Source organism: Paenibacillus sp. 01T443 (assembly GCF_056398325.1).
Window position 1 is genome coordinate 126,832 of the sequence record NZ_JBFTPE010000004.1, and the last position, 12,782, is coordinate 139,613.

Below are 12,782 nucleotides of genomic sequence, written 5' to 3' on the forward strand. Positions count from 1 at the left end.
CCACTTTTTGTACACGCTTCCGTCGGCAATTTATGACTTTTTTCTCCAGAAACGTCGCTTTTCAAGTGAAAAAATACGTTTCCATTTCAAGAATAGGCGCTAAATTATATCTATTCGCAAGTCATTTGCTTTTTGAGTCCGTCATGTATTACCCATTGTTGACATGTTTCGCTTTTGTTATTCGACAAAGCTTTTGAGAAGCACGGTATAGCCCCAATATTCCAAAATGAATTTGGCCAATAAATGACCCATAATGATGGCAACAATAACTTGAAAAAGACGTGCTTTGGGACTGCGCGGAAAACGGAAAAACGTCTCCCACTTTACCTCCTGCAGGATAAACCAAACAAATATAATACTTAGGATAACAATGATAATCGAGAATAATCCGGTCATGCCGGTATAGTTTTGCAAATCATTATAAAGCTCAGTATCAACGTTCATGCTGCCCCCCTGGCTTCTCCTTCTTTTAGGATCAAAGACTGGCACTGCGCGCAAGCAGCAATCAGACCGTTCGTACTATCCGCCTACCTACGGTTACTAACGAAACGGGAAGTTAAATTGTTTTATGCAAATTTAGGTAAGCACCCGATAAAGCAGCACTGTAAAATCTGCGCGGCTTGCCTGCTGCTTAGGCATAAACTGATTTGACTCCACGCCATCAAGCATCCCGTTTATCCTCATGGCATAGAGCATAGGAGCGGACCAATGCGTTTTGGATACGTCAGCGAACGGGTCTGAAATCGGCAGCCGAGGCTGCACGCCGTCCGCATAGCCGATAATCAGTGCCATTTCCGCCCGCGTAATCGGCTGATCCGGCTTAAAGGAGCCTCCCGGGAAGCCTTTTACCCACTCTTGACCGACGGCGCTCGCAATCGCATCATACGCCCAGTGGTTTACTGAAACGTCATTAAAGCGTTTAGCCGGAGCTGTACCCGTTGAAATGGGCTTATACGCCTTGACGACCATCGCCACGGCTTCCGCTCGCGTAATGGCACGTTTCGGCTCGAACCGATAGCTGCCCGTTCCATTAATAATGCCTTTTTTGTTTAACGCTACAATTTCATTTTGCGCCCAGTGCCCCTTGATGTCCTTGAATCCGGCAATTAGCTCCTCTGATTTTACTTTTAATCGGTAATATTGCTTGTCGAACGGGGCTTCCGCCAGCAGCTTTACGTAATACACGCCTGGCTGCAGCAGCAGCTCCTTCGTTTGAAGCTTGCCGCTCGACCTCGTACTTGCAGACGCTAATTGCTTCATACGTTTGTCGTACAGCTGAAGATTCAAATCATTATCGCTCGGCACGCCGGTTATAGCCATGCTGATGATACTTGGACTCGCAACGCGGTATTGAAACCAATCCACGTCGGCATAGCTGCCGATCACACCTAGATATTCCGTGCCGGAATTCATCATAAAAGCTTCATAGGATTTATCGTTTGGTTCATTCGGATCATCATATTTCGGCGTATAATCCATCTTGAGCGTGTAGATCCCTAGAGACGGACTTGCTTCGGAAGAGATCGCATTGTGAACACGAATATAATATTTACCAGGCGTCACAGTTATGACTGGCGACCGCTCGGTCTCCCCTTCGCCTTCGTCGTCGTACACCATAAGCTGCTGCCCCGCTTTTTGGAGCGCAAGCCCAGGATCGATACGCGCGGTATTCGTCGTGAGCACAAGACTAAGCTTGCCGCTTTGCGTAAAAGTCACGGCAAACCAGTCCCGGTCGGCGGTCTGATGAAAATTGCCGATAATCGACTGGGAACGGGGTTGAAGCGTCGACGCTTCATACGATTTGTCATTCTTCTCATAATCATCTGGTTTTATTGTAAAGGTAGAGGTAAGCAGGTAAGGCAGGTCATCATCGCTGCTTTGGTTAATAAGCTCAAGATGAATAAGATGCTGTCCCTTTTTAACATCAAGATCAATCGTACGGTTTGCCAGCTTCGTATCCGCGGTGCTCTGCTTTACGCCATTTGTATAATGGGTAAGACGGACTGGCGGAACGATTTTCCCGCTCGCTACAAGCCCCGCGTATTGTATCGTCAGCTTACCGTCATACGGGGTATCGATTCGGTACCAATCATGATCGGCGGTCCCCTTCAGCAGGCCTGAGACTTGAGTACCGAGCGGAAACCTGGCAGCCGATTTCTGGCTGTTGTTTGGTTCGAACCTATCTGTCTGCAATGTTGAACGTACCGCTTGGTCAATTTGCAGCACGCCGTAACCGGAAGAGCTGTCCGCACCGGATGGACCGATATCCTTGGCCGTTTGCCGCAGCAGCTCGCGGATTTGATAAGGCTTCAGGTTCTTGTAGCGCGACCATATGAGCGCCGCTGCAGCAGCTGCCTGCGGGGCAGCCATAGAGGTACCTTCCTCTTTCTTATACAGCCCGCCGAGGGCCGTCGTATATACATTCCACGGTGCGACCAGATCAAGCTCAGTTCCACGGTTAGATCTTGCGTCAACCGTATTATTTGTCTTCACGCCTCCGACAGCAAGCACGGTTGGATAGGCTGCAGGGTATTTTACTGACGCTCTCTCTCCGAGAGCCACCCCATCGTTGCCCGCCGCTGCTACCAGAAGCACGTTTTTACTTTCCGCATACTTTACGATATCCAGCATGTAAGGGGAGTAACGATGTAAGCCGACGGACAGCACAACGATCTTTGCGCCGCTGCGGACCGCATACAATATCGCTTCGCCAAGCTCCTGCTCTGTGCCGTCGCCACTCTGATCGAGCGCTTTAATCGGCATTATTTTGGCTTTCCAAACGATGCCTGATACACCTATGCCATTATTTCCTTTTGCTGCGATAACACCTGCTACGCTTGTGCCGTGTCCGTTGTCATCCTCAGGCGGCTCTCCCGGATTCACCAGATTGGCGCCCGGAACGAGATTTTCCTTCAAATCCGGATGGTCGAGATCAACGCCGGTGTCAACGATTGCAATGGTCAGCTCCTGCTGCTCTCGGACGGTTTCCCACGCTTTTTTTGCGCCAATCTGACCGAGATAAAGCTGCTTAGGCAGCTCTGGGTCATTGGCAGGCAGCGTGACAGGCACAGCGGCGGCTGCAAGCTTCGCTGCAGGTGCCGTAGGGACAATAGCCCTCCCCGGCACTCCCTCCGCTTGCGAGGGCATGAGCGGCTCCTGCGAAGGTGTGTCCGCAGGCATGGATAGGATGTGCACCGCAGCATTCGGGTGCACATACTCCACGTCCGGCAAGCTTCGCAGCCGGCGCAGCCACTCCTGCACGTCCGCGTCCTTATCGGCCGGACGTACGAGCATGACCGCCGCCTCATTTTGGCGGCGCAGCACCTGTGTCCCGCGCAGCTCATGCGCGAGCGCGGGGCTTCGCCATTTGAGCAGCCAGCTTTGCGGCTGCTCGGTTACGCCGCCTGCGGCGGCAAGCGCCGCAGGCAGCGCTTCGGGAGCGAGCCCTGCGGGGGCTGTGCCCCCGAGGGTGAAGCTCCCGATCAGCAGCACGAGCAGCGCCTGACGGAGGAGCCTGCGCGGGCCAAGCATGCCTTGCAAGCTTACTTGCGTCTGCAAGCGCGCAGCGCGGTTTTGGAACGCAGCAGCTAACCTCACAATCGTTGCAACGCCGCCAACCGCCCGCTTATTTCCAACTCTTTTTGGTTCTATTCGATTTATCATCGCATTCTGCCTTCGATTAATGAATCCGTTATTTTCCGTTCCCACTTTCATTTAAATATACCATTCCTATCAGTTCTCTTCGGAGCCGACAATTCCCTTGTTACACGCAGACAAAAGGACAATAGTCCTATGATTCTACGACTGCACAACAGAAGCAAAAGAAAATTGGTCAAAAACTGTTATTTCCCGGTAAATATGTACTAGAGTAAACATAGGTGATAGAAGCTCAGCACGCCTCAACGACTACTTACATGAACCATTTCTCCCCTGATGCTCATTACCCACATCATTTATCGCTGAAACAATAAAAACCTCTTTCGCCTAGCAAAACCAATCAAGCGTAACGACTGACACCATCCTGTGTAACAAAAACTATCGTATCGCGGGGTTAAATAGGCACACATTTTAAAGCAAAAACATATAAATTCTCATTGATGAGCCAACAAGCGTAAACGGCTGTCGCCGTCCTCTGTGGCAAAAGCTGACGTTTCGCGGTGATATATAAGCACATTTATAAGTGAAAACTTATAAATTCTTATATATAAACAAAGAACTGTCCTCTAGGTCCATATTCATGGCCTTTCGGACAGCCCCTCGCTGTTTTTATGAAAAATCCAACGAACCTCTGCGTTTGCTCACCTTGCTAACCGCCTATCAATAAGTCGCCTTTAAGCGAGAATATCGCGTCGATCCATTCCATTAACGGCCCGGGGAAAATACCCAGCGCTAACGTCGCCGCTGCACATATCCAAATGACGGCTCCGGTTTCTCCAGAGAGACGAAGCCCGCCGTCCTCGCTCCCGCTTCGCATAAACATTTGGCGCACCAAGCTGAAGTAGAAATAGTAGGAGATCACGCTGCTTGCAACCATAATCGCCGCGAGCCAGTAGGCCTTGGCGCTTGCCGCGCCAAGCAGAATAAACAGCTTCCCGAAAAACCCTCCGGATATCGGTAATCCTGACAGTGACAAGACGAAAATAACCATCGCCGCAGCGGTCCAAGGAGCCCTGTAATACATACCAGCAAAGCTCCTCATCTCATCATTTCCCGAAGCACGGCTGACGACCGTAAGCACGGCAAATGCCCCAATCGTCATAAACAGGTAGGCTGCCAAATAATAAACGAACTCTGAGAAATTGCTGCTGTGGACCACCGTTATTGAAACCCCGATCGGCACGAGCATATAACCCGCGTTAGCAACGCCCGACAAGGCGAGCAGCCGCTTCACGTTTTTTTGCCTCAAAGCCGCCGTGGTCCCAACAAGCATCGCAGCCGCGGCTAATACCAGAAGCACAAGGAAGAGATCCTTGGACACATTCGCGTCTTCGCCGCTCGCAACTAATAACGTACTGAACATGATTCTAAAAACAGCCGCAAGCGCCGCACCTTTAGCAATAACCGCCAGAAAAGCAGAAACCGGTGCAGGCGCTCCCTGATACACGTCGGGTGCCCAAGCATGAAAGGGAGCCGCCGCCACCTTGATGCCGGAGCCCGCAATTATAAAGAGGAAGCCCACATACACAAACGCCTTAAAGTCAATGAAAGCACGCGGCAGTGACTCAGCGATTACCCCAAGATCAACGGACCCCGTTATGCCGTATATATACGACATTCCGAACAAAATCAACGCGGACGAAATGCCCCCCGTTACCACGTACTTGAACGCGGCCTCGGCAGATAACGAAGCTCTCCTTCTTATTCCGACCAGGACGTAGCTCGTTAAGCTAAGCAGCTCAAGCCCTATGTACAGCGTCACCAAATTTCCCGATGAGGCCATCATCATCGCCCCGATAAGCGCCGGAAGCAGCAGATAAAAATATTCCGATCGATCCGTTATCGCTTCGTCATCCCGTACTGATCCGATCGCCAGCAGGACGATAAGCGCGGTTCCCGTCAAAAATACGATCTTGAGCAAGCTTCCGAAATCATCGATGCGATAACTGTTGCTCAGCAGCTTAATCGCTTCAGCGGAGGTGCCTCCCTGATTCATATCGAGCATTCGAAGCACCACGAGCAGCAGCGAGGCAAGAATGCCCGCCAGCGTCAGCCAGCCGATCGTCAGCCTGCTTACGCGTTTCGGCAATATCAAATCCAGCACGACCAGCAGCAAAAAAACGGCGGCAAGCGCAAATTCCGGGGCAAGGTAGAGCATATCCGTCCATGTCAGTGGTACAAATGAAACGCCTTCGTACATGGTCTATCCCCCCGCCCTTGTTGCAAGTAATTGGTCGAACAGGCCATCCATGCCGTACTGTACCGTGTCCGTAAGGATGGATGGGAAGCAGCCGAGCAGCAAAATGAACGCAAGCAGCACGATCATCGGCAGCGCTTCAATGAGCCTTGCATCTTTGAGCGCGGCAAAGGTCTCACGCTGCGGTCCGAACGTTATTTTCAAAACAGCCCGAAGCATGTAAACCGCGGTCAAAATAATGCCAAGCGCCGCTGCCGCAGTCAACCAGCGCTGCGACTCGAACAGCCCAAGCAATGATAGAAATTCGCCTATAAAGCCGGATAATCCCGGCAGGCCGATCGAAGCGAGCCCTGCCGTCAGCAATACTCCGCTTATAAATGGCATAGAACGCGCCAAACCTCCCAGTTCACCAAGCTCTGTCGTGCCCGTTCGCTCATAAATGCTGCCAACGATTAAGAAGAGCAGCGCCGACAGGAGTCCATGCGATACAAGCTGAAATACAGCGCCTTGTATACCAATCTCATTCATGGCAGCAAAGCCGAGAAGGACGATTCCCATATGGCTGATCGAGGAATAAGCAAGCACGAGCTTGAATTCCTGCTGCCTGAAGGCGAGCAGCGCACCGTACAAAATATTGATGACGCCCAGCACCGCCAGCGGTATCGCAAATGCACGTGCCTGCTCCGGAAAGAGCAGCAGCCCGAAGCGGAGCAAGCCGTATGCACCCATTTTCAGCAAAAGACCCGAGTGAATCATGACAATGGATGTAGGAGCTTCCGTATGCACCTTCAGCATCCAGGTGTGGAACGGAAAGATCGGCAGCTTAATGCCAAAGGCAATCAGCAGCATAATAAACAGCGTCCATTGCATCGTATCCGTCATTAAGAAAGGATTGATCATACCGACCTGCTCCGGAGCCAAATTCATCCATGCTGTCGGATCAGATATATTGCGAAATATATCCGAATAGCTGCCGCTGTAAATAAAGCTAACTTGATCGCCGGCTTGGTCAATGCGGAAGCCAGCCGTGTTCACCAGAATAACAAAAGCTATGAGCATGATGGCTGAACCAATCCCGTTATAGATAAGAAATTGATTGGCCGCGCGCTCACGGTTGAAATAACCCCAGATTCCGATTAAGAAATACATCGCAACGAGCGTAATCTCGAAAAATATAAAAAACATGAACAGATCGCGGGCTAAAAATACGCCAAGCATTCCCGTCTCCAGCAATAGAAACCAAATAAAAAACGATTTCCATCTTTTTTTGACCTGAATGGCTGCCAGAGATGCCATTGCCGATACAAGCGTCGTGAGCAGCAGGAGCGGTAACGACAAGCCATCCACGCCAAGCTCATATTGGAACGAGAACATGAATTCCGAAACGCCTGCTTGCTGCGTCTCCTTATTCAGCGGCAGCTGCACCCAGCTTTGCTGCTCGTCGAAAGCAGCGCCGCCCTGCTGCTTGTCGTAATGGGCGTAAAGCCAGAAAGATAGAACCAGAGGAATGAGCGTTGTAACGACGACCGCTGTCTTCATCCAGCTGCCCCGATGCTTCGGAAGCAGCAGCAATACGATGACGCCTAACAGAGGCGACAGCAAAATAAACGACAATATGGGGATATCATTCAGGATGCTCACGGCAGGAACCTCCTTCCGACGATGGCAACCACAATCACTACAAAACCAATAATGGCTGCTACGCTGTAGGATTGCACCTGACCGTTCTGCAGCCGGGCAGCAACCCGGCCAGCGGAGCTTACAGCCGTCCCTGTCAGCCGGACGATTCCGCCTATGACATAGGCATCGAATGCGAGCAAAACGGCGCCAAGCAGCTTGAGTGGCTTCACGATCACAGCTGCATACAGCTCATCGAAGTAGTAGCTGCGTTCAAGCAGCCTGACAAGCCAAGGCATTTTCTCGCGCAGCGACGTGCTGCTGATACTTTTTTTCCCGTATACGAGCCATCCGATGTAAATCCCTAAAAGTCCCACGGCAATTGAACCTACGATCGCTGCGCCGCTGGTATGCGCTTCTTCAGGGCCGTCGTTAATCCACGAGCCGAACCAGCCGTTCCACGGCGTCTCGATAAACCCGGCTGCAACAGCCAATACAGCTAACACTATCAGCGGCAGCGTCATGGAGACAGGCGATTCATGGGCTTTGGATGCCGCGGCGCTTGGTTTCCCCATAAATACGAGAAAGAACAGCCGTGACATATAAAGCGCCGTACAGAAAGCCGCTGCCAAACCAACAACGAACAACAGCGGGTTTGTTTCCCACGCAACCGACAAGATCAAATCCTTCGACCAAAAGCCGGATAAGGGCGGAATGCCGACAAGCGCCAGAGCGCCGATCCCGAAGGTCCATGTCGTCACACGCATTTTCGAGCTTAGTCCGCCCATCTCGTTAATATTTTGGGTATGTACGGCATGGATGATGCTTCCGGCTCCCAGGAACAGCAGCGCTTTAAAGAAAGCATGCGTAAACAAATGAAAGATCCCGCCTGTTAGGGAACCGAGACCAAGCGCAAGCATCATATAGCCGAGCTGGCTTACCGTTGAGTAAGCTAATATTCGTTTAATGTCATTTTGCGCCAGTGCGATCGTCGCTGCGAAGATAGCTGTAAATCCGCCTACATATGCGATCGTCTCCATCGCGGCAGCAGAGTCTTGAAAAATATCGTACGTCCGCGCAATAAGAAACACGCCCGCGGCAACCATAGTCGCCGCGTGGATAAGCGCACTGATGGGTGTCGGCCCTTCCATCGCGTCAGGCAGCCAGACATGCAGCGGAAATTGACCAGACTTGCCAATGGCGCCCACAAAAATAAGCAGGGCAATGAGCGTCGTAATCCCGTTTGTAATGGCGCCTGACTGACCGTCGAACACGCTTTGAATCGTTGTAAAATCAAGCGCATGCTCCGGCATATACCAGAACAGCAGCAGGATAGCCAGCAGAAGTCCGACATCGCCGATGCGCGTAACGATAAAAGCTTTTTTGGCTGCAGCGCGAGCCTTTGGCAGCGTAAACCAAAAGCCGATCAGCAGGAATGAACATACGCCGACTAATTCCCAAAAAATATAAAGCGATAATAAATTATCCGACAGCACCAGGCCCAGCATTGAAAAGGTAAATAAGGATACATAGCCGTAAAACACTGAAATCCTCTCATCATCCTTCATATAACCAGCTGAGTACAGCTGCACGAGAAAGCTGACAAGCGTAACGACCACCAGCATAAGCGCTGTCAGGTTCGTCACCTCAAACCCCAATCGGAGCGAATAATCACCAATCGTAATCCAATCGAAGGAATAATTATAATCCACTTCATTGGCACCCAAGCGATCTGCCAAAATCAACAGCGAGAACACAAAAGCTGCAAAAGAACCCAGCGAACCGATGAATACGCCCGCCCGCCGATAGCTGCGGCCGAGCGCCGTCAAAACGAGGAATGCTGCCAGCGGAAACAACGGTATCAACCAAGCCGTTTGTGTGTATTTATCCATACGCTGCGCTACCTCCTCATTTTGTCAAATTCGTCGACGTTCACTGTCCCCCGCATCCGGAACAACGCAATCAGTATAGCTACTCCGATCGCAGCTTCTGCCGCGGCGACCGTAATCGTAAATAAAGAAAAGATTTGACCGGTCAAGGACGGCACGACGCCGTACTTCGAAAAGGCGACCAGATTCAAGTTGACCGCATTAAGCATAAGCTCAAGCGAAAGCAGGACGACGACCGCATTTCGTTTCACTAAAGCGCCGTACAGCCCGATACAGAACAAAATCGCTGCCAGCGTTAAATAGGAGGATAACATTTTTTTAATCCGCCTCCTTTTTGGCGAGCACGATGGCTCCAATAAAAGCGACGGTCAAAAGCACGGAAAGAAGCTCGAAGGGAATCACGTACCCCGTATATAACAGCTCTCCGATGGCCATCGTATTATCTTCCGCTTGCAGGAAGGGCTGCGGCTCAGGAAACTCCGTCGACCGAATTGCATAAAACAGTACGCCGAACAAACTCAGCGCGCCAATTGCCGCCAGCGTTTCATGCAGCGGCTTCGCAGGCTCGCGTGCTCCGGCTTGATGCTTCGTCATCATGATGCCGAAGATCATCAAGATCGAAACCGCTCCCGCATAAATCAGCACCTGAACGAACGCGACGAACTCTGCATCAAGCAGCACGAACATTCCCGCTAAGCCGAGAAATACGGCTGCCATAGAAATAACCATATGCACGACCTTCTCCAGCGTAATCATGAGAACAGCGCCGCAAATCATGATCGCAGAAAAGATAAAAAAAGCGACGAATTCGCCCGTAAATGCAATATTGAACAACTATTTCGCGCCCCCTTTGGCCGGCGCTCCGATATTGTTATTATCCTGCCGAGTAAGCGTATTATTGTCCGTCAGCCACTGTGCGTCCTTAAACAGATCATCGCGGCTGAACGTGGCCAGCTCAAAATGATTAGACATGACGATCGCTTCCGTCGGACAAACCTCCGTACAGAGGTCGCAAAGGATGCAGATTTCAAAATTGATATCAAATGTATCGATGACCTTGCCCTTTTTGTCCGGATCCGGATTCGGCTTGCCTGTCAGTGTAATGCAATCTGTCGGGCAAATACGCGCGCATTGATTGCAAACGATGCACAGATCCGGAATAAAATGCTGAATGCCACGGAACCGATCCGGCATGACAAAGGGCACGTCAGGATAGGAAGTGGTCACTTTTGGAGCCGTCATCGATTTGAGCGTTACACCCAGTCCTTGCAGCATTCCTTTCATTTCCTTCTCCCCTTTGCTAGTTCTTAATAAACAGTTCCAAATATACAGCCGTTAGGAACACGTTAAGCAGCGAAACGGGCAGCAGCACCTTCCAGCCGAGTCCCATCAGTTGATCTACACGAATTCGCGGCATCGTCGCACGGATCCAAAACAGGAAAAACACAACAAATGCAAACTTCAGCAAAAACCAGATGATACCCGGCACAAAATCAAGAAAAGGCGCCGGCGCATGCCAACCGCCAAGGAATAGCACCGTCGTAAGGGCAGCAATCGCATACACGTAAACATATTCCGAGAGCATAAAGAAAGCAAAGCGAAAACCGCTGTACTCGACGTGATAACCCGCCACAAGCTCCGACTCCGCCTCCGGCAAATCGAAGGGCGTTCGGTTGAGCTCAGAGACCGCTGCAATGATGAAGATAACGAAGCCGATGATTTGAGGGAGGAAATTCCAGTTCCAGAACCAGCCTCCGTCCTGTGCAGCAACAATATCTCGTAAATTCAGGCTGCCGCTGAGCAAGATAACGCCTACCACCGAAATCACGAGCGGCACCTCATAGCTGATCATCTGTGCCGCCGAGCGCATACCCCCGAGAAGAGCATATTTGTTATTGGAAGCCCAGCCCCCGAGTACGATGGCAAGTGTCGAGATCCCCGACAAAGCCACGTAGTAGAGCAGCCCGACATTTAAATCCGCGAAATAAAGATTTTGCGTGTACGGCAAAACCGCGAGCACGGAGAAGGCAGGTATGTAAGCCAGAGCGGGCGCAAGAATGAACAGCACGCGATCAGCCTTGCGCGGAATCGTATCTTCCTTAATGAGCAGCTTGAAGATATCCGCCACCGTCTGCAGCAGGCCAAACGGTCCAACACGGTTAGGGCCGATACGCAGCTGCATCCAGCCGATTACCTTGCGCTCGAAATAAATGGCATACGTTACGAAACCAAGCACGATAAAAAGGAAAACAACCGCCCATAGAAACAGCACAAGCACATTGCCCCAGGTGAGCGACTGGTTTAGCCAAGACTGCATCAGCAATCTACCTCCCCGACGACAATGTCAATGCCGCCCAGTATCGTAATGAGGTTTGTCATCGTTTCCCCAACTAGAAGCTTCGGCAATATTTGTAAATTAACGAATGAGGGTCTCCTGAACTTGAGCCTGTACGGCTCCGCTTTGCCCTTGGATACGATGTGGCATCCGATTTCACCGCGCGGCGATTCAATGCGCACGTATACCTCTCCGGCTGGCGGACGAAGCACGCGCGGCACCTTGCCCATCGTTTCTCCGCCGCTTGGGAACTGCTCCAGCGCTTGCTTCAAAATACGCAGGCTTTGGCGGATTTCCTCCAGACGGATTCGATATCGGTCGTAGCAGTCACCCTCCTTGCCAAGCGGCACGTCGAATTCAAATTGGCTGTATAAGCTGTAAGGCTCGGCCTTGCGAACATCGAAGTCTACTCCGGTACATCTTAAATTGGCTCCCGTAAGTCCATAATCAATCGCAGTTGCGGCATCATACCTGCCAACTCCCTTGATACGGGCTAAGAAGATTTCATTGCCGCTGACGAGCTTATCGTACTCCTGGAGCTTGCTCTCCATATAAGGAATAAATTCGCGCACCTTATCCAACCAGCCGGGAGGCGCATCCCACTTCACACCGCCCACTCTCATATAATTATAGGTTAATCTTGCTCCGCACAGCTCATTAAACAGATCAATAATCATTTCTCGATCGCGGAAAGCGTACAGAAAAGGGCTCATCGCTCCAATATCGAGCAAATAGGTTCCCCACCAGACAAGATGGCTCGCGACGCGCTGCAGCTCCATGACTACAAGCCGCAGATACTCCGCCCGCTGCGGCACCTCAAGCCCCATCATCGTCTCAACCGCATGAACGAGCACGTAATTGTTCGTCATGGCAGAGACATAATCCATTCGGTCCGTATAAGGAATGATTTGCGTGAAATTCAAATTTTCCGCGATCTTCTCCGTTCCCCGGTGCAAATACCCCATAACGGGTGTAGCCTCGGTTATGACTTCACCATCGAGCTTAACGATAATTCGAAATACGCCATGCGTGCTTGGATGCTGCGGACCTACGTTTAAGAGCAGTTCTTCTGTACGGATCAAGGGCT

General features: G+C 51.2%; 10 protein-coding genes. All 10 read right to left on the reverse strand.

What is annotated here, in order from left to right; genetic code table 11:
• Nucleotides 1–177 precede the first annotated feature (177 nt).
• A complete protein-coding gene (locus AC1DLI_RS06715; protein ID WP_477600826.1) occupies nt 178–444 on the reverse strand; it encodes a DUF1146 domain-containing protein in 267 nt (88 codons plus the stop codon).
• Between the two features lie 132 nt (nt 445–576).
• Nucleotides 577–3,714, reverse strand: coding sequence for a S8 family peptidase (locus AC1DLI_RS06720; RefSeq protein ID WP_477600828.1), 3,138 nt, complete (start codon nt 3,712–3,714; stop codon nt 577–579).
• A gap of 592 nt (nt 3,715–4,306) precedes the next feature.
• On the reverse strand, nt 4,307–5,857 hold the full coding sequence (locus AC1DLI_RS06725) for an NADH-quinone oxidoreductase subunit N (RefSeq protein WP_477600830.1): 1,551 nt from the start codon (nt 5,855–5,857) through the stop codon (nt 4,307–4,309).
• Nucleotides 5,858–5,860: 3 nt separating this feature from the next.
• Complete coding sequence (locus AC1DLI_RS06730) at nt 5,861–7,489, reverse strand: complex I subunit 4 family protein (protein ID WP_477601185.1); 1,629 nt, start codon at nt 7,487–7,489, stop codon at nt 5,861–5,863.
• A gap of 2 nt (nt 7,490–7,491) precedes the next feature.
• The gene (gene nuoL, locus AC1DLI_RS06735) at nt 7,492–9,363 is read right to left on the reverse strand and encodes an NADH-quinone oxidoreductase subunit L (RefSeq protein WP_477600832.1); all 1,872 of its coding nucleotides are present in this window, start codon (nt 9,361–9,363) and stop codon (nt 7,492–7,494) included.
• Nucleotides 9,364–9,371: 8 nt separating this feature from the next.
• Nucleotides 9,372–9,674 (reverse strand): NADH-quinone oxidoreductase subunit NuoK, encoded by a 303-nt coding sequence (nuoK, locus tag AC1DLI_RS06740; RefSeq protein WP_374992068.1) that lies wholly within the window; start codon nt 9,672–9,674, stop codon nt 9,372–9,374.
• A 4-nt stretch (nt 9,675–9,678) separates the two neighbouring features.
• Nucleotides 9,679–10,194 (reverse strand): NADH-quinone oxidoreductase subunit J, encoded by a 516-nt coding sequence (locus AC1DLI_RS06745; protein WP_477600834.1) that lies wholly within the window; start codon nt 10,192–10,194, stop codon nt 9,679–9,681.
• Nucleotides 10,195–10,644 carry an NADH-quinone oxidoreductase subunit NuoI gene (nuoI, locus tag AC1DLI_RS06750; RefSeq protein ID WP_364151794.1) on the reverse strand — a complete coding sequence of 150 codons (450 nt, stop codon included), beginning with the start codon at nt 10,642–10,644 and terminating at the stop codon, nt 10,195–10,197. It lies immediately after the preceding gene.
• Between the two features lie 16 nt (nt 10,645–10,660).
• Complete coding sequence (nuoH, locus tag AC1DLI_RS06755) at nt 10,661–11,677, reverse strand: NADH-quinone oxidoreductase subunit NuoH (protein ID WP_477600837.1); 1,017 nt, start codon at nt 11,675–11,677, stop codon at nt 10,661–10,663.
• Entirely contained in the window at nt 11,677–12,777 is a 1,101-nt protein-coding gene (locus tag AC1DLI_RS06760) for an NADH-quinone oxidoreductase subunit D (RefSeq protein ID WP_477600839.1), read from the reverse strand. The genes nuoH and AC1DLI_RS06760 overlap by 1 nt, the downstream gene beginning before the upstream one ends.
• Between the last annotated feature and the right edge of the window lie 5 nt (nt 12,778–12,782).